19 protein-coding genes are annotated in these 24,340 nt (G+C 62.6%); 11 read left to right on the top strand and 8 right to left on the bottom strand.

Features of this window, described 5'->3' with window-relative positions:
- Positions 1–295: 295 nt before the first annotated feature.
- The 3 genes from thiD to H3L91_RS09335 all read right to left on the bottom strand — a co-directional run bounded on the left by thiD (position 296) and on the right by H3L91_RS09335 (position 2,743).
- Positions 296–1,117, bottom strand: a complete 822-nt coding sequence (gene thiD, locus H3L91_RS09345) for a bifunctional hydroxymethylpyrimidine kinase/phosphomethylpyrimidine kinase (RefSeq protein ID WP_007343545.1) — start codon at positions 1,115–1,117, stop codon at positions 296–298.
- A gap of 97 nt (positions 1,118–1,214) precedes the next feature.
- Positions 1,215–1,847, bottom strand: coding sequence for a pyridoxamine 5'-phosphate oxidase (gene pdxH / locus H3L91_RS09340; protein WP_040659083.1), 633 nt, complete (start codon positions 1,845–1,847; stop codon positions 1,215–1,217).
- Positions 1,848–1,939: 92 nt separating this feature from the next.
- The gene (locus H3L91_RS09335; protein ID WP_007343543.1) at positions 1,940–2,743 is read right to left on the bottom strand and encodes an outer membrane protein assembly factor BamD; all 804 of its coding nucleotides are present in this window, start codon (positions 2,741–2,743) and stop codon (positions 1,940–1,942) included.
- Between H3L91_RS09335 and rluD the strand changes: the two genes are divergently transcribed.
- The 5 genes from rluD to tatC all read left to right on the top strand — a co-directional run bounded on the left by rluD (position 2,742) and on the right by tatC (position 6,486).
- On the top strand, positions 2,742–3,863 hold the full coding sequence (gene rluD / locus H3L91_RS09330) for a 23S rRNA pseudouridine(1911/1915/1917) synthase RluD (RefSeq protein ID WP_007343542.1): 1,122 nt from the start codon (positions 2,742–2,744) through the stop codon (positions 3,861–3,863). The two genes, H3L91_RS09335 and rluD, sit on opposite strands and share 2 nt — an antisense overlap.
- Positions 3,864–4,489: 626 nt before the next feature.
- Entirely contained in the window at positions 4,490–4,822 is a 333-nt protein-coding gene (locus H3L91_RS09325) for a histidine triad nucleotide-binding protein (RefSeq protein ID WP_040659081.1), read from the top strand.
- Between the two features lie 53 nt (positions 4,823–4,875).
- A complete protein-coding gene (tatA, locus tag H3L91_RS09320; protein WP_007343538.1) occupies positions 4,876–5,079 on the top strand; it encodes a Sec-independent protein translocase subunit TatA in 204 nt (67 codons plus the stop codon).
- Positions 5,080–5,082: 3 nt separating this feature from the next.
- Positions 5,083–5,547 carry a Sec-independent protein translocase protein TatB gene (tatB, locus tag H3L91_RS09315; protein ID WP_007343537.1) on the top strand — a complete coding sequence of 155 codons (465 nt, stop codon included), beginning with the start codon at positions 5,083–5,085 and terminating at the stop codon, positions 5,545–5,547.
- Positions 5,548–5,724: 177 nt separating this feature from the next.
- The gene (gene tatC, locus H3L91_RS09310) at positions 5,725–6,486 is read left to right on the top strand and encodes a twin-arginine translocase subunit TatC (RefSeq protein ID WP_040659077.1); all 762 of its coding nucleotides are present in this window, start codon (positions 5,725–5,727) and stop codon (positions 6,484–6,486) included.
- Positions 6,487–6,774: 288 nt separating this feature from the next.
- Here tatC and H3L91_RS09305 read toward each other — a convergent pair whose 3' ends face one another.
- Positions 6,775–7,413: a hypothetical protein gene (locus H3L91_RS09305; RefSeq protein WP_040659075.1), complete on the bottom strand. Its 639-nt coding sequence runs from the start codon at positions 7,411–7,413 to the stop codon at positions 6,775–6,777.
- 387 nt (positions 7,414–7,800) lie between these two features.
- On the bottom strand, positions 7,801–10,629 hold the full coding sequence (locus tag H3L91_RS09300) for an Rne/Rng family ribonuclease (RefSeq protein WP_182109827.1): 2,829 nt from the start codon (positions 10,627–10,629) through the stop codon (positions 7,801–7,803).
- 446 nt (positions 10,630–11,075) lie between these two features.
- Here H3L91_RS09300 and H3L91_RS09295 point away from each other — a divergent pair, with 446 nt between their 5' ends.
- From H3L91_RS09295 to galU, 5 genes are all read left to right on the top strand, one after another.
- Positions 11,076–12,068, top strand: a complete 993-nt coding sequence (locus H3L91_RS09295; protein ID WP_040659074.1) for an RluA family pseudouridine synthase — start codon at positions 11,076–11,078, stop codon at positions 12,066–12,068.
- A gap of 91 nt (positions 12,069–12,159) precedes the next feature.
- Positions 12,160–12,738 carry a 1,6-anhydro-N-acetylmuramyl-L-alanine amidase AmpD gene (ampD, locus tag H3L91_RS09290; RefSeq protein WP_007343530.1) on the top strand — a complete coding sequence of 193 codons (579 nt, stop codon included), beginning with the start codon at positions 12,160–12,162 and terminating at the stop codon, positions 12,736–12,738.
- Between the two features lie 86 nt (positions 12,739–12,824).
- Entirely contained in the window at positions 12,825–14,180 is a 1,356-nt protein-coding gene (locus H3L91_RS09285; RefSeq protein WP_007343529.1) for a cell division protein ZipA C-terminal FtsZ-binding domain-containing protein, read from the top strand.
- A 265-nt stretch (positions 14,181–14,445) separates the two neighbouring features.
- Complete coding sequence (gene ligA, locus H3L91_RS09280) at positions 14,446–16,920, top strand: NAD-dependent DNA ligase LigA (RefSeq protein ID WP_040659072.1); 2,475 nt, start codon at positions 14,446–14,448, stop codon at positions 16,918–16,920.
- Positions 16,921–17,008: 88 nt separating this feature from the next.
- The gene (gene galU, locus H3L91_RS09275) at positions 17,009–17,914 is read left to right on the top strand and encodes a UTP--glucose-1-phosphate uridylyltransferase GalU (RefSeq protein WP_050783159.1); all 906 of its coding nucleotides are present in this window, start codon (positions 17,009–17,011) and stop codon (positions 17,912–17,914) included.
- 307 nt (positions 17,915–18,221) lie between these two features.
- Here galU and H3L91_RS09270 read toward each other — a convergent pair whose 3' ends face one another.
- Entirely contained in the window at positions 18,222–19,289 is a 1,068-nt protein-coding gene (locus tag H3L91_RS09270; RefSeq protein WP_040659070.1) for an MBL fold metallo-hydrolase, read from the bottom strand.
- A gap of 141 nt (positions 19,290–19,430) precedes the next feature.
- Between H3L91_RS09270 and waaA the strand changes: the two genes are divergently transcribed.
- Positions 19,431–20,702: a lipid IV(A) 3-deoxy-D-manno-octulosonic acid transferase gene (waaA, locus tag H3L91_RS09265; RefSeq protein ID WP_007343524.1), complete on the top strand. Its 1,272-nt coding sequence runs from the start codon at positions 19,431–19,433 to the stop codon at positions 20,700–20,702.
- Positions 20,703–21,433: 731 nt separating this feature from the next.
- On the opposite strand, the gene H3L91_RS09260 is transcribed toward waaA, so the two are convergent.
- Complete coding sequence (locus H3L91_RS09260) at positions 21,434–22,066, bottom strand: NAD(P)H-binding protein (protein WP_007343522.1); 633 nt, start codon at positions 22,064–22,066, stop codon at positions 21,434–21,436.
- A gap of 71 nt (positions 22,067–22,137) precedes the next feature.
- The gene (hutW, locus tag H3L91_RS09255) at positions 22,138–23,964 is read right to left on the bottom strand and encodes a heme anaerobic degradation radical SAM methyltransferase ChuW/HutW (RefSeq protein ID WP_007343521.1); all 1,827 of its coding nucleotides are present in this window, start codon (positions 23,962–23,964) and stop codon (positions 22,138–22,140) included.
- Positions 23,965–24,340: the final 376 nt, after the last annotated feature.

The raw sequence follows: 24,340 nt of genomic DNA, 5'->3' as shown, positions 1-24,340 counted from the left end.
CGGGGCGGGCGGGTTTTCTTTCCGAGAGGCCGTCTGAAAAACGTCGGACAGGTTTCGGCTGTGCGGTAAAGCTGTGTTTTATAGCGGGCACAAATAAAAAGTGTCCGATGCAGGCCGGGTTTCGGCTCGGCAAAATGTCGGGGAAAGGGCGTTAGCCGGGCTGAAGCCCGGCCTAGGGCGTAAAAGCCGCCAAAATGTTGATTGTCAACACACCCTACGATGTTTATTCCACTATAACTGCGTTGAGGTTGTGCTTTCAGACGGCCTTTTTGTGTGTTTGCCGGACGGTGGCGGTTCAGCGCACGGTGCGCCAGAAGTGGGCGACGGGGCCGTTGCCGTGGCCGAGGTGCCAGTGTTGTCCGGCGTCGATTGCGCCGTGCAGGTAGCTTTTGGCGGCGGCGACGGCGAGATGGAGCTGTTTGCTGTGGGGGTAGAGGGCGGCGATAGCGGAGGAGAGGGTGCAACCCGTGCCGTGCGTATTGCGGGTGGGAATGCGGCTGCCGATGAAGCATTGCGGGTCGGCGTTTTGGCGCACGAGCCAGTCGCGGGCGAAGCCGCCGCTCCAATGGCCGCCTTTGAGCAGCACGGCTTTTGCGCCGCTTTGGAGCAGGAGGCGGCCTTGTTCGAGCATTTCGTTTTCGTCGCGCGGCAGGGAGCGGCCGCTGAGGGCGGCGAGTTCGCTGAGGTTGGGGGTGAGCAGGTCGGCGAGCGGCATGAGTTCGCCAAGCAGGGCTTGGGTGGTGTTTTCGAGGGCGAGGCTGTCGCCGGAGGTGGCGACGAGGACGGGGTCGAGCACGGTGAAGGGTGCGGGGTGGCGGCGCAGGGCGGCGGCGACGGTGCAGATGGTTTCGGTGTCGGGCAGCATGCCGATTTTGACGGCGTCGATGCGGATGTCGGTGAAGACGGATTCGCATTGGGCGCGGATGATGTCGCTGGGGACGGTGTGCACGGCCTGCACGCCTTGGGTGTTTTGCGCGGTTACGGCGGTGATGACGCTCGCGCCGTATGCGCCGAGCGCGCCGAAGGTTTTGAGGTCGGCCTGGATGCCCGCGCCGCCGCCGGAGTCGGAACCGGCGATGGTGAGGACGCGGGGATAGGGTTTTTCGTTGGGCTGCATGGGTGGCTCCTTTGCTGCGGGTCGGTTTGATTTCGTTGGGGGCTTGGTTTTCAGACGGCCTCTGTAATGTTTGGATGCAGGCCGTCTGAAAACAGTGTCAGGGGGCGAGGCGTTCTTTTGTCCACCGGCCGTCTGCGAGGCGGTAGAGGATGCGGTCGTGCAGGCGGCTGGGGCGGCCCTGCCAGAATTCGATGCGCTCGGGGATGACGAGGTAGCCGCCCCAGTGCGGCGGGCGGGGAACGTGCAGGGGGTGTTTGAGGCCGAAGGCGGCGGCGCGGCGCACAAGGACGTTTTTGTCGCTGATGACGCTGCTTTGCTCGCTCGCCCACGCGCCGAGGCGGCTGGCGTAGGGGCGGGAGGCGAAATATTCGTCGGAGGCGGCTTCGGAGAGGCGTTCGACGCGGCCTTCGGCGCGCACCTGCCGTTCGAGTTCCGGCCAGAAGAAGGTGAGGGCGGCGAAGGGGCGGACGGCGAGGGCGCGGCCTTTGCGGCTGTGGTAGTTGGTGAAGAAAACAAAGCCCCGCGCGTTCACTTCTTTGAGCAGCACCATGCGGCTTTGCGGGCGGCCGTCTTCGCCGACGGTGGCGACGTTGACGGCGGTGGGCTCGGCGGCCTGCGCGGCTACGGCTTCGTTCAGCCATTGCTCGAATTGGGCGATGGGGCTGGCGGCGCAGTCTTGTTCGGAGAGCTGGCGTTTGCTGTAATCTTCGCGGATGTCGTGCAGGTTCACCGTGCGGCCTTTCTGTGTTCGGGTGCGGCTATTGTAATACTGTAACAGGCCGTCTGAAAACTTGGTTTCAGACGGCCTGTCCGGTTTGGCGGCTATTTCCAGTAACGCCACCACGGGGCGTCGTTGTCTTTCCACGGGCGGGTGAGGTAGGGGCTTTGCGGGAAGTTCTGCTGCAAGATGCGGCGGGTGTCTTCGGCCAGCTGCGGCCGCCCCATTTTCTGATAGGACAGCTCCATAATCGCCAGGGCTTCTTCGACAAAGCGGGTGTTTTGGAAGCCGGTTACGATGTTTTGCGCGCGGTTGGCGGCGGCCAGATACGCGCCGCGTTTGGCGTAGTAGCGGGCGACGGCCATTTCGTTGCCTGCCAGCGCGTCCACCAGTTTGGCCATGCGGGCGGAAGCGTCTTCCACGTATTTGCTCTGCGGGTAACGCTGCACCAGCTCGGAAAACGCCTGATAGGCTTCGCGGTTGGCCTTCGGGTCGCGGTCGGACCAGTCCTGCGCGGCCAGTTTGTTGAGGAAGGAGGGGTCTTCGTTAAACAAAATCAGCCCTTTGAGGTAGAGGGCGTAGTCCATGTTCGGGTGCTGCGGGTGCAGCTTCTGGAAGCGTTCCACCGCCGCCAGGGCTTTTTCGCGTTCTTCGTCCTTATAATAGGCATAGGCCGTATCGAGCTGCGCCTGCTGCGCGTAGCGGCCTTGCGGGAAGCGCGATTCCAAAAGTTCGTACAGCTTGACAGCGCGGGTATAATTGCTGCTGTTCAACTCGTCCTGCGCTTCGGCGTAGAGTTTTTCCACCGACCAATCCTGAGTGATTTGCGCGTCTTTGTCGCTGGTGCCTTTGCTGGCGCATCCGGCAAGGGCCGCGCCCAATGCCGCTATTAAAAGAATTTTTTTCATGCAGAACTCTTCATTAGAAAACGCCGCGGATTATAGCGACGATTTTGACTTTGGGGCAGCCCCCGCCGGCGAAACTTGCCTCAATTTAACCGTGCCGCTGGAAATGGCCGGACAGCGGCTCGACGCCGCGCTGGCCGCGCTGCTGCCCGACTATTCCCGCTCGCGCCTTGCCGGCTGGATAAAAGAGGGCGCGGTGGCGGTGGACGGCAAAGCCGCCCGCCCGAAAGACAAGCTCATCGGCGGCGAAACGCTGGCCGTGCGGGTTAGGGAGCGTAACGAAACGCTGGCCTTCACGCCCGAGCCCATGGATTTGGACATCGTGTACGAAGACGACAGCGTGATGGTGCTGGACAAGCCCGCCGGACTGGTCGTCCACCCCGCCGCAGGCAACTGGTCGGGCACGCTGCTCAACGGCCTGCTGGCCTACTGCCCCGCGCTGCAAAACGTGCCGCGCGCCGGCATCGTCCACCGCCTCGACAAAGACACCAGCGGCCTGATGGTGGTGGCCAAAACCCTGGCCGCGCAAACCGATCTGGTGCGGCAGATGCAGGCGCGCAGCGTCAAACGCATCTACCGCGCCGTGGCCGACGGCATCGTGCCCTTCGACGGCAAAATCGAAACCCTCATCGGCCGCGACCCGCACAACCGCACCAAAATGGCCGTGGTCGGCTTCGGCGGCAAAGAAGCCGTAACCCACGTGAAAGTGCTCGAACGCTATCTTGCGCACAGCTACATCGAATGCGCCCTCGAAACCGGCCGCACCCACCAAATCCGCGTCCACATGCGCGAAGCCCGCCACCCGCTCGCGGGCGATCCCGTGTACGGCAACCTGCGCCACCCCGCCTCCGACATCGTGAAAACAGCCGTCCGCGGCCTCGGCCGGCAGGCACTGCACGCCTACCGCCTCAGCTTCGCCCACCCGCAAAGCGGCGAAACCATGCGGTTTGAAGCCCCGCTGCCGGCGGACATACACCACCTGCTCTCCGTCCTGCGCCTCGAAAGCGGCATGGATTCGCCGTTAAGCCGCGAAGCGCAATGGCAGGCGCATGCGGCGGCGGAAGAAGACGACGGCTGGAACGAAGACGACTACGACGTGGAAACCGTTTACGTGCGCGACTAGGGGCTGTTTGCATTTGGTATTGCGGCGGTGTTTTTGGTAAAAATCCACGCCTGCCGCGTCAAAAATGCTGGCAAGGTGTCCAACCTTGCTGCGCTTTTTTTCTTGCAGGCGCGGATTTTTCCTCAAAAAACCGTTTCGCAAACCAAATGCAAACAGCCCCTAAGCCGCCGCGCCGCCGCCTCCGGAGGCCGTCTGAAAATACGGATCCGGCGTTGCCGCTGCGGCCGCGCCGCGTTTTATAGTGGATACAGATCAAAAGTATCTATCGCAGGCCGGACTTCAGCCCGGCAAAATATCGGATAAATAGCGAGTTAGCCGGGTTGAAGCCTTTTATTTTGTCCGACCATAACTTCCTTGAAGCCGCGCTTTGAAGCCGCGCTTTTCAGACGGCCTGTGCCGCGCATGGTTCAGGCCGTCTGAAAAACAGATTTGCCAAAACAGGTTTGCCGGACACCGCTGTCGCACGGGCGGCAGAACCCGCCGTGCAACGGAACGTGCGGGCGCAAGGCACAGGCCGTCCGAAATGCGGCGCCCCCTCTTTTGTATTACAATCCGCGCTTTTGCGCCGCAGGGCACGGAGGCCGTCTGAAAAAGGCTTTTTGTCCGGCGGCAACACGGAGAACGATATGGCCGACTGCATTTTCTGCAAAATCGCCGACGGAACCATCCCCGCCGACGTCGTATACGAAGACAGCGAAATGCTGTGCTTCAAAGACATCCGCCCCGCCGCCCCCGTGCACCTGCTGCTGATCCCGAAAACGCATTTCGACTCGCTCGCCCACGCCGCGCCCGAACACGAAGCCCTGCTGGGACGGATGATGCTCAAAGTGCCGCAAATCGCCGCAGAACACGGCCTCGCAAACGGGTTCAAAACCCAAATCAACACCGGCAAAGGCGGCGGGCAGGAAGTGTTCCACCTGCACGTCCACATCCTCGGCACGCCGCAAAAGGCCGTCTGAAAAAAACGCCGCCGGCGTATTCGTCTGAACAAATCACACAAGGAAACAACGATATGGGTATAAGCAGCATTTGGCACTGGCTGGTGGTTCTGCTGATTGTGGTGCTGTTTTTCGGCACGGGCAAACTGCGCAACCTCGGCAAAGACCTCGGCGGTGCGGTGCACGATTTCAAAAAAGGCATCGAAGAAGGCGCGGACGGCGGCAAGGAAGAAACCGCCGCCAAGCAGGACGAATCCGACAGCAGCGGCAAAAGCTAGGCCATGTTCGAACTCGGTTTCAGCGAACTGCTGCTGACCGGCATCGTCGCCCTCGTCGTCCTCGGCCCCGAGCGGCTGCCGAAAGTGGCACGCACCGCCGGACAATGGCTGGGCAAAATCCGCCGCTTCGCCGCCGACATGAAGGGCGAATTCGGCCGCCAAATCGAAGCCGCCGAGCTGCGGGAAGTGAAAGACGGCGTCGAGTCCGCCGTGCGCGGCGTGCAGGAGAGCCTGCCCGACATTCAAATGCCCGCGTGGGAACGCCTGCCGCCGCAGCGTACCCCCGCCGATTTCGGCATCACCGACACTGGCGGCTCGGGGCAGGGCGGGGCGGCGTACGACCACAGCGCGCCCGTCCACCTCTTCACCCTGCGCCGCCGCGCCATGAACCGCCGCCGCGATCTGCGCCCGCGTTTCCACCCCCGCCCGCAGCTGCGCGCGCGCCGCAGAGGCCGTCTGAAAAAGTAGTTCCAACAAAGCTAACCCGGCCGCACCTTAGGGTCTGTTGACAATCAACGTTTTGGCGGATTTCGCGCCCTGAAACGGCATCTGCCGCGTTGAGAATACTCCCCTATGGGCGGCACAGGCTCGTATTCCCGCCTTGTATCTGCCGTTTTATGACGCAAAATCCGCGTCAAAAGTTGAATGTCAACAGACCCTATGAACGAAGAAACCCAAACCCTGATCGAGCATCTGATCGAGCTGCGCCGCCGTCTGGTGTGGATTATGCTGGTGATGCTGGCCGCCTTCGCCGCCGCCATGCCCTTCGCGCAGCAGCTTTACACCTTCGTCGCCCACCCGCTGATGGCGACGCTGCCGCAGGGCACGCAGATGATCGCTACCGACGTGATCGCGCCGTTTTTCGTGCCGGTGAAAGTAACGCTGATGACGGCCTTCCTCCTCACCCTGCCGCACACGCTCTACCAGATTTGGGCCTTCGTCGCCCCCGCGCTGTACCAGAACGAAAAACGGCTGGTGCTGCCCCTGGTGCTGTCCAGCCTGATTCTGTTTGCCTGCGGCATGGCCTTCGCCTACTTCGCCGTGTTCCCCATCGTGTTCAAATTCCTCGCCGGCGTAACGCCGCAGGGCGTGAGCATGGCCACTGACATCGACAAATACCTGTCCTTCGTGCTGGGCATGTTCGTCGCCTTCGGCGCGGCGTTTGAAGTGCCCATCGTCGTCATCCTGCTGTTCCGCATGGGCGCGGTGTCGCTCGAACAGCTCAAAAGTGCGCGCCCCTATGTCGTCGTCGGCGCATTCGTCCTCGCCGCCGTCATCACCCCGCCCGACGTGCTCTCGCAGGTGCTGATGGCCGTGCCGCTGGTCATCCTGTACGAACTCGGCCTGCTTGCCGCGCGGCTGTTCAAACCCGTGCGCAGGGAAAACGAAAGCGCGGATCAGGGGTGAACGGGCTGTTTTTAAAGACACAGGCCGTCTGAAAACGGGTTTTCAGACGGCCTTATGCTTGTTAGGGTCTGTTGACATTTAGCTTGCGAGACGGTTTTTTGACGCGGCAGGCGGGTGTTTTTTGCCAAAAACACCGCCGTAAGGCTGATTGTCAACAGACCCTGCGGCCTATCAGGCAGGGTGCGTCGCTGCGCGACACGCTGCAATAAGCGGCGGAGGCCGTCTGAAAACACTGTTTCGGTGTAGCCGAAATCGGTTTTCAGACGGCCTCTTTGCGTGTGCGGCCAATCAGGGCAGCGGGCGCACTTCGACCAGTTCGAGGTTGTCGGCGTTGTCGATCAGGATGGCTTTGGTGCGTCCCTGCCACAATGCTTGGAACAGGCGCAGCTCGTCCGGCGTAGCGGTGCCGGCGACGGCTTTGGGCATGACTTCGGCCATTTCGGGGGCGAAGGGGACGCGGTTGGCGTGGTAGAACACTTCCACCGCTGCGCCGGTGTCGCGGCGGAGCAGGGCGAGCGTGCCTTCGATTTGGCCGTCGAACGACAGCAGGTTGCGGCGGGCGAAGCGTCCCTGCATGCCGATGCCGCCGAAGCCTTGTTCGGCGGCCGCGCCGGTGAGCAGGGTGGCGACGGCGGCCACGACGCCGGTGGTGCCTTCGCTGCGGCCGCCCTGCATCTGCACTTCGATGCCGCCGCGCTCGGGGGTGTCGCTGCCGTAGAGGGCTTGGAGGCCGCGGTACACCATCAGGTAGGCACCGGCGACGGTGGGGCAGGAGTGGCCGGCGAGTTTGACGGCGTCGAGGTAGCGGTAGGTGATCAGGCCGTGTTCGGACGCGCCGAGGAAGGCGGCCAGCGGGTCGCGCAGGGTGATGGCGGGGGCTTGGGCGAAGTATTCGGGAAAGCCTTCGGGGTTGAAGTTGAGGCTCATGGGTTGGCTCCTTCGTTGGGTGGGGAAAGGTTTTGGCTGCGCCGAAGCTGCGCTTTCAGACGGCCGTTTTTTCAGATGGCCATAGGGTCTGTTGGCAATCAACGTTTTGGCGGCTTTTCCGCCCTAAAACGGCATCTGCCGCGTTGAAAATACCCGCAATGGACGGCATAGGCTCGCATTTTCGCCTTGCATCTGCCGTTTTATGACGCAAAATCCGCTGCAAAAGTTGAATGTCAACAGACCTTGGGGTCGGTTGGCAATCAGCTTTGCGGCGGTGCTTTTTTACTCGAAAAACCAAACCGCCTGCAAGCCGGATGTCGGCAGACCCGAGGCAAAACAGCGGCAGGCCGTCTGAAAAACGGCTGCCGCTGTCCGTTTGCCCTGCCGTCAGTCGCGGCGGGTTTCGATCTGCACCATTTCGGCGGCGGGCGCGGCGGCTGCGGCGTGGTGCGCGCGGTCGGCGCGGCGGGTGCGTTTGGGCGGCTCGGGTTCGGCTGCGGGCGCGGCCAGGGCGTCAGGGCGGGTCTGCACCAGGGTCATGCCGGCGGGGGCGTCGGGCAGGGAGGTTTGCGCTTGTTCGGCCTGCGTTTTGCGGGCGGGTCTGCCGCGTCTGCCTTTGCCGTTTGCGGTTTCGTTTTCAGACGGCCTGTCGGCGTTCGCGGCCTGCTCCTGCGCATCTGTCGCCTGCGCCGCGCCGGTTTCGCTTTGCGCCATGACGTGTTCGACGGCGGCGCGCACTTTCGCGCTGCTTTGGACGACGAGGCCGCTTTCGGCGGCGGGTGCGGCGGGGGTGTCGTCCTGCGGCGCGGGGATGGTGATGACCAGCGGCGCGGTGTCGTCGTTGCGCGGCAGGGCGGCGGGGGCGGTTTCGCCGAAGACGTGGGCGACGGCGGCGCGTACTTTCTCGGCCGCGTCGTCTATCATCAGATACTGCTCGATTTTGGCGGCGGAGGGGATGTTGCGTTTTTTGTCGTTGCGGCGGTTGTTGCCGTTGCGGCCGCCGCGTTCCTGACGGCCGCCGTCGCGGCCGTTGCTGCGGGCGGTTTTCTGCTCCGGCCGCGCTTCGGCGGTTTCGGCGGGCTTGCCGTGTCCGTTTTGTCCGTTTTCAGACGGCCTTTGCGCCGCAACCGGCTGTTCGACGGCGTTGGGCGCGGCGGGGGCGTCGCCGCGTTTGCCGTTGCGGCTGCGGTTGTCGCCGTTGCGGGCGGCGCGTTTTTCGTTGGGCGCGTCCTGCGGCGCGGGGGTGTCGGGCAGGGCGGCGGTTTCGACGGCTTGGACGGGGGCGGCGTCGGGCGTTTGCCGCTCGTTGTTCGGGCGGCGGTTGCGGCGTTCGCCACTGTTGCCGTTACCGTTGCCGTTGCGGCGGGCGCGTTCGCTGTCTTCACCGGCGGTTTCGTCCTGCGCTTGGGCGTCGGCATTCGGGCGCGGGTTGCGGCCGCTTCCGGCGTTGCGGCGGCGGTTTTGCGCCTGGCCGCGTCTGAGCTCGGGATTGCGGCGCGGCTCGGGCTGGGGCTCGGGCTCGGTTTGCTGTGCGCCGCCGAACAGGCTTTTGAACCAGGCTTTGAATTTGTCCCACCAGCTTTCGGGCTGCGGCTCGGCGAAGACGGGGGCGGGCTGGGTGTGTTTCACGCCTTTGACGGCGGGCTCGGGGCGGGCGGCTTTGACGCGTTCGCCGCCGAAGGGGCGGGCGGTGTCGTCGGCTTCGGGTTCGGCGACCTGTTTGTAGCTGGGCGGCGCGTCTTCTTCGACGTCGTCGGTGCGGATGCGGCTGATTTCGTAGTGGGGGTTTTCTAGATGGATGTTGGGAATCAGCATGACGTTGACGTCGAGCCGCTCTTCCATGGCAAACAGCTCGGCGCGTTTTTCGTTCAAGAGGAAGGTGGCAACGTCGACGGGCACTTGGGCGTGCACTTCTCCGGTGTTGTCCTTTATGGCTTCTTCCTGAATGATGCGCAGAACGTGCAGGGCGGTGGACTCGATACCGCGTATCACGCCGGTGCCGGCGCAGCGCGGGCAGGCGGTGTGGCTGGATTCGCCCAGCGCGGGTTTGAGGCGTTGGCGGGAAAGCTCCAACAGGCCGAAGCGGGAGAGTTTGGCTGTCTGCACGCGGGCACGGTCTTTTTTGAGGGCGTCGCGCAGGGTGTTTTCGACTTCGCGCTGGTGTTTGGGGTTTTCCATGTCGATGAAGTCGATGACGATCAGGCCGCCGAGGTCGCGCAGGCGCATTTGGCGGGCGACTTCTTCGGCGGCTTCCATATTGGTTTTGAAGGCGGTTTCTTCGATGTCCGCGCCGCGTGTGGCGCGGGCGGAGTTGACGTCGATGGAGACGAGGGCTTCGGTGTGGTCGATGACGATCGCGCCGCCGGAGGGCAGGTTGACGCTGCGCGAGAACGCGCTTTCGATTTGGTGCTCGATTTGGAAGCGGGAGAAGAGGGGGGTGTGGTCTTGGTAGAGTTTCAGACGGCCTGTGTTGGCCGGCATCACATACGACATGAATTCGGAAATTTCTTCGTACACTTCGGCGTTGTCGACCAGGATTTCGCCGATGTCGGGGCGGAAGTAGTCGCGGATGGCGCGGATGAGCAGCGAGCTTTCCATAAAGAGCAGATAGGGCTCTTGGTGGGCGTTGCCTGCTTCTTCGATGGCCTGCCACAGTTTGAGCAGGTAGTCGAAATCCCATTGCAGCTCTTCCACGCTGCGGCCGATGCCGGCGGTGCGGGCGATGAGGCTCATGCCGCGCGGCACGTTCAGTTCGGCCATTGCGTCTTTGAGTTCCTGCCGCTCTTCGCCTTCGATGCGGCGGGAAACGCCGCCGCCGCGCGGGTTGTTGGGCATCAGCACCAGATAGCGGCCTGCGAGGCTGATAAAGGTGGTGAGTGCCGCACCTTTGTTGCCGCGCTCGTCTTTTTCCACCTGCACGATGACCTGCATGCCTTCTTTGAGCACGTCTTGGATGCGGACTTTGCCGCCTTCGTAGTCTTGGAAATAGGCGCGGGAAACTTCTTTGAAGGGGAGAAAGCCGTGGCGGTCGGTGCCGTAATCGACGAAGCAGGCTTCGAGGGAGGGCTCGATGCGGGTGATGACGCCCTTGTAGATATTGCCTTTGCGCTGTTCCTTGCCCAGCGTTTCGATGTCCAGATCGAGCAGGTTCTGCCCGTCCACGATGGCCACGCGCAGCTCTTCGGCCTGCGTGGCGTTAAACAACATACGTTTCATGATGGCTCCCGGCAGGCGCGTTTTCAGACGGCCTGCCCGTTGGTACCCACGAAGCGCGTAACCGGTTTCCGGCTGTTCCGCCGCAGGATTCCATGCCCTTGCAAAAGCGGCCATGTGCGGCTGTGAAGCGGATGAAAAAGAAGGGATTAAAGAACGCCGCCGGAACAACCGGCGCAGCCCGCACCCCTTTGCGAAAGGCGGCGGGACGGGAAGGAAACTGCCGACATCTTCTTATTATCGTCTGCCTGTTTGCGCCGCGCGGGAAACTGCCGCGTCTTACGCGAAAAAACCGGGCACATACGGACTTCGGTTACTGCCTGCCGTCCGTTTCGCTGCGGGCGGCGGGGAAATGCTTTGCGGAATACGTTTTTAATATAAAATCGCTTTTTTCAATATGTTTTGCGCCGCGAAAGGGCGGCCGCAAAACGCCGCAGATTATAGAGAAAATGCTCCCGACAAGCAAAGTTTCCGCCCGGCCGCTTGCCGTTGCCGAACACGAGGCGGGGCAACGCCTTGATAACTATCTGATAAAAATCCTCAAAGGCGTGCCCAAAAGCCATATCTGGCGCATGATACGCGCGGGCGAGGTGCGGCTGAACAAAAAACGCTGCAAGCCCGAGAGCCGCATTGCGGCGGGCGACATCGTGCGCATCCCGCCGGTGCGGGTGGCGGAACGGCAGAAGCCGTCTGAAAAGGCAGCCGCGCCCGCCCGCGAGTTTGACATTGTTTACGAAGACGACGCGCTTTTGGTGATCGACAAGCCCGCAGGCGTGGCGGTGCACGGCGGCAGCGGCGTGAGTTTCGGCGTGATCGAACAAATCCGCCGCGCCCGCCCCGAAGCGCGTTATCTGGAACTGGTTCACCGTCTCGACAAAGACACCAGCGGCCTGTTGATGATTGCGAAAAAACGCAGCGCACTGGTGAAACTGCACGAAGCCATCCGCAACGACCACCCGAAAAAAATCTATCTCGCGCTGGGCGCGGGCAGGCTGGAAAACGACCGCTTTCATGTGAGGCTGCCGCTCTTCAAATACACCGGCGCGGCGGGCGAGAAAATGGTGCGCGTGAGTGAAGACGGACATAGCGCGCACACGGTATTCAAAGTGTTAAACCGCTTTTCAGACGGCCTGTTGCACCGCGTCGGCCTCTCAAACCTCACGCTGGTGGAAGCCACGCTGAAAACCGGCCGCACCCACCAAATCCGCGTGCACATGCAGTCGCAGGGCTGCCCGATTGCGGGCGACGAACGCTACGGCGACTATCAGGCCAACCGCCGCCTGCAAAAGCTGGGCTTGAAACGGATGTTTCTGCATGCCGCCGAGCTGCACCTCGACCACCCGCTCACGGGCGAAAAACTCGTGCTCAAAGCCCCGCTGCCGCAGGATTTGGCGCAGTTTCTCGCTGTGTTGGAACACGGCGCGGCGGCGCGGGCGCAGTGAACGAAAGGCCGTCTGAAAAACGTGTCGTAAGGTTTTCAGACGGCCTTTTGCTGTTGGGTTATTCGTTTTTTTGTTTTTTAAAGGATAAAAAATGAACGAAACACAAACAGACCGATGGCAGGCCGGCCGCTGGCAGGGGGCGCGGCAGGCGTTTTCGCCCAACTGCGCACCGCGCCCCGAGGGGGAGCGGGTTACGCTGGCGGTGATCCACAATATTTCGCTGCCGCCGTTTGAATACGGCACGGGCGCGGTGGAAAAGCTGTTTGCCAACCGGATTAACGAGGCGGAGCATCCGTTTTTCAGCGTGATTAAAGACTTGCGCGTGTCCAGCCATTTTTTCATCGCCCGCACGGGCGAGACGGTGCAGTTTGTTTCCTGCGACGAGGCGGCCTACCATGCGGGCGTGTCGTCGTTCGGCGCGCGGGAGGGATGCAACGCCTTTTCGGTGGGCATCGAGATGGAAGGCTGCGATTTCGAGCCGTTTGCCGAGGCGCAGTACGACAGCCTGCGCCGCCTGCTGGCCGCGCTGTTTGCGCATTATCCGATCGAGGCGGTAACGGGGCACGAGCACATCGCGCCGGGGCGCAAAACCGACCCGGGGCGTTTTTTCGACTGGGGGCGGGTGGCGCGATGGGGTTTTCAGACGGCCTGTTATGACCGTCTTTTATGACCGTAAAGTAACAGCGGCTGATAGGGGCGGCGGTTTCCGTTATAATCGCCGCCATTTTTGATTCGAGAAGCGACAGACAGACCACTATGGACGGAAAAATCTGGATGGCGGCGGCGTTGGGCCTGCTGGTGATTTTGGGCGTAACCGCCTACAACATGTATCAGGAAAACAAATACCGCCGCAAAGTGCGCGAGCAGTTCGGCCATTCCGACAAAGACGCGCTGCTCGAAGGGCAGCCCGATTCGGTGCGCGACGGGCGCGGCGGCGCGGGCTTGGGAAGCTGGCAGAACAAAGAAGGCCGACAGGGCAAACCGCTGGTGGTGGTGCGCGAGGCCGACGTGTCGAAAAACACCGCCGAAGAACACGCCGCCGCCCGCGCCGCCGACCTGTTCGCCGGTGCGGAGCGGCCGTCTGAAAAACCGGAAACCCCGCCGGTCAAGCCTGTCGGCATGCTGGTGATGGAGGAATTCGGCGGCGACGGCCTCGATGTGGAAGTGGAGGAAGACGAAATCGTCCTCTTGGAAGAGCCGGAAGCCGAGGGTGGCAAATTCGCCTTCTCCGCCGTGCCCTCGCCGGCGCGGGAGCAGGAAAAAACAGCCCGCCGCGAACGCCTGCTGATGGATTTGGACGACATGGTCAAACAGGATTTGCCGTGGTTCGAGCCGCGCTTCGACTACATGGCCTACATCTCCCTGCGCGAGCCGCAGGAATTCCGCACCCTGCCGCGCTTTTCCGGCCGCCACCGCTTTTTCATCGCCGGCTGCACCATGGACGGCCTGTGGCAGGAAGTGGAGCCCGTGCCCAACGTGTATTACCAGGGCTTTATCGTTTCCTTGCAGGCCATCTCGCGCCGTGGCTTGGCCAGCGTGCAGGAGCTGGAAGACTTCGGCGCGCAGGTGGACGCCTTCGCCGCCCGCCTTGACGCGGGCATCAAACTGATGGACATCGCCGCCTTCCTCGACACCGCCCGCCCGCTCGACGAATTGTGCGAACGAGTGGATCAGACCATCGCCATGCACCTCGTTTCCCGCAGCACCATCAGCGGCAGCGAGCTGCGCGCCGCCATGGAGCGCGCCGGTTTCGCCCTCTCGCACGACGGCGCGTTCCACCTCGAAGAAGACGGCCGCACCCTGTTCAGCGTGGTAACGATGGACAACAGCGCGTTCACCGCCGCCCTGCTGGCCTCGCAGCACTACAAGGGGTTCAGCATCCTGTTCGATATCCCCCACGTTCCCGTCGGCAGCCGCAATTTCGACCGCTTTATGGACTTGACCGTGCGTTTTTCCAGCGAACTGGGCTTGGATTTGGTCAACGACAAACTGGAAGAGCTTTCGATGGAATGGCTCAAAGACGTCGGCCGCTACGTTGCCGCGCGGCAGGAGGAGATGCAGAAAGTGGGCATCGAACCCGGCGGCGAGCTGGCGCAGCGGCTGTTTTCTTAGGGGCTGTTGGCATTCGGCTTGCGAGCGGTTTTTTGAGTAAAAAATGCCCGAATGCAAGGAAAAAAGCGCAGCAAGGTTGGACACCTTGCGAGCATTTTTGACGCGGCAGGCGGGTATTTTTTGCCAAAAACACCGCCGCAAGGCTGATTGCCCACAGACCCCAGGCCGTCTGAAAACAAGATACAGGCCGTCTGAAAACCGTTTTCCCCGTTTTCAGACGGCCTCAAACATTTCCGATTCCCTTACGTTTCAAATTGATACCCGTATGAACGACCCCGCCGCAAAAATCCGCGAATTAACCGACCTCCTCAACCGCTACGGCTACGAATACTACACGCTCGACGCGCCCAGCGTGCCCGATGCCGAATACGACCGCCTGTTCCGCGAACTCGAAGCCCTCGAAGCCGCGCATCCCGAACTGAAACTGCCCGACAGCCCCACCCAGCGCGTCGGCGGCGCACCGCTGGCGGGTTTTGCCGAAGTGCGCCACGAAGTGCCCATGCTCTCGCTTACCAACGCCTTTTCGCCGCAAGACGAAAACGGCGTGTTCGACCATGCCGAAATGACCGCGTTTGACGAGCGCGTGCGCGGCGGCTTGGGCGGTGCAAACCCGCAATATGTGATCGAACCCAAATTCGACGGCCTTGCCGTTAGCCTGCTCTACCGCGACGGCGTGCTGCAACAGGCCGCCACGCGCGGCGACGGCGCAAGCGGCGAAGATGTAACGCAAAACATCAAAACCGTCTCCAACATCCCGCTGCGGCTGCACGGCGCAGACACGCCCGCGCTGATCGAAATACGCGGCGAAGTGTTAATGCTCAAAGCCGATTTCGCCGCGCTCAACCGCCGTCAGGAAGAAGCCGGCCAAAAACCGTTTGCCAACCCGCGCAACGCGGCGGCGGGCAGCCTGCGCCAGCTCGATTCGCGCATTACCGCGCAGCGCAAACTGCATTTTTTCCCGTACAGCATCGCGCGGCAGGAAGGCGGTTTTGCCGCCGAATCCCATATTCAGGAACTGGAATACTGCGGCACACTCGGTTTCAGCCTGCCCGAGGGCAATTACGGCTGTTTCGGCAATATCGCCGAAGTTTTGGCGTTTTACGAACAAATGCAGCAAAAACGCCCCGCCCTGCCCTATGAAATCGACGGCATGGTCGTCAAAGTGAACAGTTTGGCGCAGCAGCGCGAACTCGGTTTCATCTCGCGCGCGCCGCGCTGGGCGATCGCGCACAAATTCCCCGCCGAAGAAGCCCTCACCACCGTGGAAGCCATCGACGTGCAGATCGGCCGCACCGGCGCGGTTACGCCCGTCGCCCGTTTGCAGCCGGTGTTTGTCGGCGGCGTAACCGTTACCAATGCCACGCTGCACAATCAGGACGAAGTGTCGCGCAAAGACGTGCGCGTGGGCGACACCGTGGTGGTGCGCCGCGCAGGCGACGTGATTCCCGAAGTGGTGCGCGTGGTGTTGGAACGCCGCCCGATGAAAGCGGCGACGGTTTCAAACGACACAAACGCACAAAACGATTTGTTCGAACAAAGGCCGTCTGAAAAAACACAGCCCGCCTACCCGCCCTACCGCCTGCCCGAAAACTGCCCCATCTGCCGCAGCCCCATCGAGCGCGAAGAGGGCGAAGCCGTGGCGCGTTGCAGCGGCGGTATGCTGTGCAGCGCACAACGCGCACAGGGCCTGATCCATTTCGCCTCGCGCAAAGCGATGGACATCGACGGACTGGGGCAGAAACAGATCGAACAGCTTGTCGCGCAAGACCTTGTGCGCCACTTCGCCGACCTCTACCGCCTCGATGTGCCGGTTTTGCAGAAAATGAAGGAAACGGCGGAACAGAGTGAAAATGTTTCAGACGGCCTTTCAAACACGTCTGCCGCCAAACCCAAAAAACAGCCGACCAAATGGGCGGAAAACATCATCGCGGGCATAGAAAACAGCAAAACGCCCGAGTTGGCGCGTTTCCTGTTCGCCCTCGGCATCCGCCATGTGGGCGAGCGCACCGCCAAAACGCTCGCGCAGGCGTTCGGCACGCTCGACACCGTGCGCCGCGCCCCCGAGCCCGTTTTGGCCTGCCTGCCCGACATCGGCGAAGTCGTCGCCCGCTCCGTCGCCCACTTTTTCGCCCAAGACGCGCAGCAGGCCATGATAGACGAACTGCTCGCCGCAGGCGTCGCCCCAAAAACGCAGCCCGCCACCCTGCCCGTGTTGCGCCATGCCGAACCCCAACGCTGGCTCGCCCGACTGCCCGATTTCAAAATCAGCGAAACCAAAGCCCAAGCCCTGTGGGAGCTGGCGGGCAAAAAAACCGACGCACTGCTCACCGACCAAGCCCTGCCCGCCGACTGGCAGGCGTGGCGCAGCGTGCCGCAAAACGAAACACTGCTGCGGCACACCATCGCGTTTTTAAACGAACTGGATCAAAGGTCGTCCCGAGGGCGGGAGGCTGCGCACTCTGAAAGCTCTATCGCCGATACCGCAAACCTTTCAGACGGCCTCAACGAAGCTGTGGCAGGCAAAACCTTCGTACTCACCGGTACCCTGCCCACCCTCAAACGCGACCAAGCCCAAGCCATGATCGAAGCCGCCGGCGGCAAAGTCTCCGGCAGCGTGTCGAAAAAAACCGATTATGTGATCGCCGGCGAAGCCGCAGGCAGCAAACTGGAAAAAGCCCTCGCGCTGGGCGTGGCCGTGTTGGGCGAAGAAGAACTGCTGGCCATGCTCGGGCGCGGGTAACATGGTTGAGGCCGTCTGAAAAACACGTTTTCAGACGGCCTCAACCATGCCGCCGTCCGGCAAACCCAAACGAATGCAAAGGAAAAACATGACCCCGAAACCCATCAGAAAAGCCGTTTTCCCCGTGGCCGGCATGGGCACCCGCTTCCTGCCCGCCACCAAAGCCAGCCCCAAAGAAATGCTGCCCATCGTCGACAAGCCCCTGATCCAATATGCCGTGGAAGAAGCCGTGGAAGCCGGCTGCACCGAGATGGTGTTTGTAACCGGCCGCAATAAACGCAGCATCGAAGACCATTTCGACAAAGCCTACGAGCTGGAAAGCGAACTCGAACTGCGCCACAAAAACAAGCTGCTCGAACACGTGCGCAACATCCTGCCCGCCGGCATCACCTGCCTCTACATCCGCCAGGCCGAAGCCCTCGGGCTGGGGCACGCCGTCCTGTGCGCCCGCGCCGCCGTCGGCGACCAACCCTTCGCCGTCATCCTCGCCGACGACCTCATCGATGCCCCCAAAGGCGCATTGCGGCAAATGATTGAAATCTACGAACAAAGCGGCAGCAGCGTCTTGGGCGTGGAAACCGTCGACCCCGCCCAAACCGGCTCATACGGCATCGTGGAAGTGGAAAAAACCGAAAACTTCCAACGCATTACCAGCATCGTGGAAAAACCCAAGCCCGAAGAAGCCCCCTCCAACCTCGCCGTGGTCGGCCGCTACATCCTCACCCCGCGCATCTTCGAGCTCCTGACCAACCTGCCGCGCGGCGCGGGCGGCGAAATCCAGCTCACCGACGGCATCGCCCGCCTGCTCGACACCGAACCCGTCCTCGCCCACCCCTTCTCCGGCAAACGCTACGACTGCGGCAGCAAACTCGGCTACCTCGAAGCCACCGTCGCCTACGGCCTCAAACACCCCGAAACCGGCACGGCCTTCGCCGAAATCCTCGGCCGCTACGCCGTGCGCCAAACAGGCGTGGATGCGGAACAGGCCGTCTGAAAGCGCAGCTTCGGCGAAGCCAAAACCGCAAAACAACGGAGTAGGTCGGGCATTTATGCCCGACAAACCGGCGGATTTGAAAAACGTCGGGCATAAATGCCCGACCTACTGACCCATGCCGAAACAAACGTAGGGTGTGTCGCCCCAAGGCGACGCACGCGTTCTCTGCCGCGTAACGAATCCGCGCGTTTCCCGAGAAACCCAAACCGCGTGCGTGGCTTGCGCCACCCTACATAAACGGCAAGAGGCCGTCTGAAAAACCGTAAAACAGGTTTCAGACGGCCTCTTGCCGTTTCTCGGCGGGGGTTTACAGCGGTTCGGCGAACCAGTCCTGCGTTGCCGTGTCGGCATCGAACACCTGCCCCATCAGCGGGGTGAGCGGGTTGACGCCGAGTTTGCGGGCAAGCGGGATGCTTTGCAGCACGGGTTCGTTCCAGGTGTGCAGGGCCATCGGGTATGCGCCCCAGTGGATGGGCATAAAGCGTTTGGGCGCGAGTTTGGCGGCCAACTCTGCGGTTTGTTCGGGGAAGAGGTGGTTGTTCGGCCAGCGTTCGTTGTATTGGCCGTTTTCGATAAAGGCGATGTCGAAGCCGTTGAACTTTTTGGCGATTTCGTCGAAGTGTTTTCCCTGCGCCGAGTCGCCGTGGTAATAGAATTTTTCGCCGCCGTGTTCGATGACGAAGCCCGACCACAGCGATTTGTTGTGGTCGGTCAGGCTGCGGCCGGAGTCGTGGCGGGCGGGCAGAGCGGTGTAGCGGATGCCGTGGATTTCGGTGCTCTGCCACCAGTCGAGTTCGGTGATTCTGTCGGGCGGCACGCCCCATTTGCGCAGCAGAACGCCCAGACCGAGCGAGACCACAAAGCGGCTGCCGCGTGCGGCCAGCTCTTGAACGCTGGCTTTTTCGAGGTGGTCGTAATGGCTGTGCGAAATGAGGACGACATCGGGGGTGGGCACGTCGGCAAGCGGGACGACGGGCGGCTGGAAGCGGTGCATCATGACGGGCACGGGCGAGACGGTGTTGCCGAACACGGGGTCGGTGATAATGGTTTGGCCGCCGATGCGCATCAGCAGGGTGGAATGGCCGAACCAAACAAAGCGGCTTTTGCCCTCGGGCGCGGCGAGGAAGGCCGGCCAGTCTGGCTTGACGGCGGGCAGCGGTTTGGGCGGGCGTTGGGCTTGCTCGTTGACCAGCATTTGCCACATGGCGGACACGAGGTCGGTGGGCGCGGCCTGCGGCTCGGGGTTGAAAAACGTGCGGCTTTTCGGATCGTAATGGTCGCTTTCGGGGTAGGCGGGATAGCTGTCCGGCCACAGCCACCAGAGGGCGGCGGCCACGGCGAGGAAGGCGAGGGCGGATTTCTTTTGGTGTTTCATCAGGTATCTTGGAGGCCGTCTGAAAAGCGCAAAACGCGTTTTCAGACGGCCTGATTGCGGGGCGGGCATTATAGCAAGGGCGCGGCGCGGACGTTGCCGCTACAATACGCCCGTTTTCATCTTTTCAGACGGCCTCTCCCCATGCTCGCTTGGATTTACCGCCAACTCTGGCGCGCCGCGCCGCCGCTTGTCCGCCGCTACCTGCGCCGCCGCGCCCGCAAAAACCCCGCCTATCTCGACCACTGGGGCGAACGCTTCGGCGCGCCGCATCCCGCGCCGGTGCAGAATCCGCTGTGGATACACGCCGTGTCGGTCGGCGAAACCCGCGCCGCCGCGCCGCTGGCCGCCGCGCTGCGCCGCCGTTTTCCCGACGCGCCGCTGCTCATCACCCAGATGACCCCCACCGGCCGCGCCGCCGCCGAAAGCCTGTTTCCCGACGCGCAATGCCGCTACCTGCCCTACGACAAGCCCGAATACGTCGCGCGGTTTCTCGCCGAACACCGCCCGCGTCTGGGCGTGCTGATGGAAACCGAAATCTGGCCGCACCTGGCCGCCGCCTGCGCGCGCGCAAACGTGCCGCTGTTTCTGGCCAACGCCCGATTGTCGGAAAAATCCCTGCGCGGCTACCGCAAAGCCGCCGCCCTCATCCGCCCCGCGCTGCAATCCCTGCGCGGCTGCTACGCCCAAACCGCAGCCGACGCAGGCCGTCTGAAAACGCTGGGCGCGGCCGATCCCGTCGTGTGCGGCAACACCAAATACGACATCGCCCCGCCGCCCGAACAGCTCGAACTCGGCGCGCAATTCCGCGCGCAGGCACTCGGGCGCAAAGTGCTGGTGTGCGGCAGCACCCGCGTTTACCACGGCCAAGACGAAGCCGCGCTGCTTTTGCGGGCATGGCGGCAATACGCCGTCGACGCGCTGCTGGTGATCGTTCCCCGTCATCCCGAACGCTTTGACGACGTTTTTCAGACGGCCTTATCGCTCGGCCTGCGCGTGCAAAAACGCAGCGGCGGCGAAAACATCGCGCCCGACACGCAGGTGTGGCTGGGCGACAGTATGGGCGAGCTTTTCGCCTACTACGCCATGGCCGACGCGGCCTTTGTCGGCGGCAGCCTGGTGGACGCGGGCTGCCAGAACATCATCGAACCGCTCTCCTGCGGCGTGCCCGCCCTGTTCGGCTTTTCCACCTACAACTTCGCCGCCGCCTGCGCCGAAGCCGCCGCAGCGGGCGCGGCGCGGCAGGTGCAAACGCCTGACGAATGGCTGCACGCCGCCGAAGCATGGCTCGCCGACGACACACTGCGCACAGGCTACGCCGCCAACGCCGCCGCCTTCGTCGCCCGCCATCGCGGCGCAAGCGAAAACATGGCGCGGCGGATTGCCGAGTCCGTAACCGCCGATGCCGTGGGATGAGGCCGTCTGAACAACGGATTTCGGCTGTGTTGCGTCGGGTAGGGTGTATGGCGCAGCCACGCACGCGGTTTGGTGTTTGGTGAAACGCGCGGATTCGTTGGGAGGCACAGAATGCGTGCGTCGCACGGGGCGGGGTTGTCCGGGATTTCGCAGGTCGGGCATTTATGCCCGACAAACTCCGGCAAGTTTGAAAAACGTCGCCATAGTCGGGCATCAATGCCCGACCTGCGGGCTGCGGTTTTGGCTGTGCCGAAGCTGCGCTTTCAGACGGCCTTTTGTTTAAACGGCAGAGACCGCGTGCGTCGCCTTGGGGCGGCACACCCTACGTCAGCCCCGCCACACCGTCATTCCCGCGCAGGCGGGAATCTTCTCCGACATTCGATAATGTTTGGATAAACAATCAGTTGCCAGAATCCGCCAAGATTCCCGCCTGCGCGGGAATGACGGGATAAGGGGTTTCAGACGGCCTTTGTGCGGTAGGGAACGTATGCGCCGCTTTGGGGCGGCACCCCCTACCTTGGCTGCCGGTTTGTCGGGCATGAATGCCCGACCTACTCTGTTGCAAACTGCCGCCGCAAAACGGTGGAGGCCGTCTGAAAATGCGTTTTCAGACGGCCTTGTTTGGTGATGCGGCAAAGCATCGTGTCCGCGTGCGTGGCTGCGACGCACCCTGCATGAATGGCTGAGGCCGTCTGAAAAACGGGTTTTCAGACGGCCTTTTTTGCAGCGGTTTAGGCGGTTACGGAGTAGACGGTTTCGGACGGCCATTGTTCCGCCGCGATGAGGGCGGCGATGGCGGCGGCGAGGCCGTTTCTGTCCATGTAGTCGCGGGGAATTTCGTCGATTTGGCGGTGGAGGGTGTGGCTGCCGCCGGCGTCTTGGCCGAGGCCGCAGGGGCGGAGGATGACCCAGGGGAGGCCGCTTTGGCGCAGGTGGTTTTCGGCTTCGGTTTTGGCGAGGACGGCTTCGCCGAGGGCTTGTTTGAACATGGCGCTTGTGCCTTCGTATTGTTCGCCGCAGCCCATGCTGGTTACGAGCAGGAAGCGGGCCTCGGGGGCGGCGGTGCGGGCGGCTTCGATGATGTGGATGTTGCCTGCGGCGTCGCTGCGTTGTCCGGCTTCGTTTTTGCCGCCGACGAAGCTGACGATGGTGTCAGGCTGTGTTCGGCGCACGGCTTCGAGGACGGCTTGGGGGTCGAGGGCGTCGGCGGTGAGGGTTTGGGTGTGGTGTTGGGCGTAGAAGGGGTCGGCGGCCTGTTCGGGGCGGCGCAGGACGGCGGTGAGGCCGTCTGAAAAGCCGTTTTGGCGCAGGCGGGTGATGAGGGCGCGGCCGCTTTTGCCGTTTGCGCCGAATATGGTGAGCATGTTTGTTCCTTTGGTGTGGGGTTGGAGGGTGTCCGGCCGCGTGCGGTGCGGCCGGGGACGGGTTTTGCGTTTTATGCTGTTACGCCGAACAGGGCGCGCATGGCTTGGATTTGGCGTTCGATGAGTTCGCCGTTTTGGTCGCGGCCGACGTAGATTTTGAACATGGCGCCGCCTGCGCGGTTGATGAAGTTGAGGGAGACGGTGCGTTTGCCCATGAAGGGGCGTTCGATGAGGTAGATGGCGGCGCAGTTTTCGTAGTAGATGTGGCCGTGGATGCCGCCGGGTTCGCTTTCTTTGAAGTTGTAGAAGCCGCGTGCGACGCTGCCGTCGGGCAGTTTGCCGGTTACTTCGGCGATGACGTCGGGGGTGTGGGCGATGAAGGTTACGGCTTCGTTCCAGGCGGCAACGGTCTGCATGATTTCGACGAAGCGGCCGCCGTCGGTTTTGTGTACGGTGCCCTCGGGCAGGCAGTTGATGATTTCTTCAAAGCTGCACTGGTGTTTGCCGGCGAGCATTTCGAGGATTTGGCCGGGGTTTTCGGCCAGGGTGTTGCGCAGGACGGTTTTTTGTTCGTCGGAAAGGGGGGTGTTCATGGTTTGCTCCTTGTCTTCGGTTGCGGGTAACGCAAGCATGAGCCTGCGGGTGAGGGTGGGCGACCAGTAGCGGCCGCTGGTGTTGAGACGGATGAGGCCGTCTGAATCGGGTGTGCCCATGAGGCCGAGTCCGGCCCACTGTGCCAAGAGGGCGGCGGCGCGGGGGTGGGGGGCGAAGAGGCGGCTGTCGATGTATCCGAGTTCGATGTCGTGCTGCAAGCGGCCGAGCAGGTATTTGTTGTCGCTGTGGCGGCTCATGTAGGCGATGTTTTTTTCGCCTTCGGGGGTGGCGAGGTAGCTGTCGAGGTCGCTTTGCACTTGGTAGTTGTATCCGCCGCCGTTGCCGCCCGCGCCGGAGCCGAAGGCGAGGCAGGGGATGTTGGATTTGACGAGGCGGTTGTAGAGGTTGCGTTCGCCGCGCCCGGGGTAGGCGAAGTGGTTGTTGCTGATTTGTTCCCAGCCCTGCTCTGCGAGGTAGGCGACGGCATGGGCGTATTGCAGCGACTGGGTGTCGAAGCCGGCCGGCGGGGGGAACGCGCCTTTTTCGATCATGCGGTTGATGGGGAGGAAGGGGTAGCAGTTGAAGGCGTAGGTGTCGAGTCCGGCCAGGGGGAGGGCGGCGGCAATGTGCAGGTCGTTTTGCCAGATTTCGCCGCTCTGGCCGGGCAGGCCGAAGATGAGGTCGGCCACGAGGACGGTGTTCAGACGGCCTAGTCGTTCGAGGTAGGCGGCGGCTTCTTCGCCGCTGTGTTTGCGGCCGAGGCGGCGGCGGATGGCGGTGTCGAAGGTTTGCACGCCGATGGAGATGCGGGTAACGCCGGCGTCGATGGCGGCTTGGGCTTTGTCTGGGTCGAAATGGCTCATGCGGCCTTCGAGGGTGAATTCGCAGTCGTCGGCTAGCGGCAGATATTGATAGCAGGCGCGGATAAGGCGCACGAGGTCGCCGGTGAGTAGGGCGGTGGGGGTGCCGCCGCCGAAATAGACGGCGCGGATTTTGCCGCCGCCTTGGCGGATTCCGGCTTCTTGGGCGAGTTCTGCGATGACTTTGTCGGTGTAGGTTTTGCTCTGCTCGTCTTTCCAGGCGTTGCGGTAGAAGCCGCAGAACACGCAGTGGTTGGCGCAGAAGGGGATGTGCAGGTAGGCCAGCGCGTCTTCCTGCAACACGCTTTCGGCCTGCTGCCGCCAAAGCTGCTGCCATTGGGCGGCGGGCACGGGCAGGCCGCCCCAGATGGGCATCAGTGCCTGCCGCTCGGGAAAGGCATCGGGCACGGCTTGGTCGTTGCGGATGGTGATGGTTCGGCTCATATCATGATATTGTGAAATGAATAGGAATAGTTACTATTTTGTGATAATAGGCCGAAACGGGGCTTGATTCAAGTCAAAGCTTGGGATGGGAAGAGACCGTCTGAAAACTTGGCAGGGAAACCGCGGGCGCGGTTTGCACCATATGTGTTGCGTAAGCGAAGGAGGCCGTCCCCGCCTGCGCGGGGATGACGTTTCTGAAAAACGGGTTTGTGTTTCAACTTCGTTGAAGCTGTGTTTTCAGACGGCCTCTTGTCTGCCGCCCGTGTTGCGGCGCGGCGGGTTGAGTGATGCGGCAGGGAACGCGTGCGCCGCCTTTTGGCGATACACCCTGCGTAAGCGGCGGAGGCTGTCCCCGCCTGCGCGAGGATGACGTTTC

This window comes from Neisseria bacilliformis, assembly GCF_014055025.1.
In the GTDB taxonomy this organism is placed as follows: Bacteria; Pseudomonadota; Gammaproteobacteria; order Burkholderiales; family Neisseriaceae; genus Neisseria; species Neisseria bacilliformis.
This window is presented reverse-complemented; position numbering and strand designations above follow the sequence as displayed.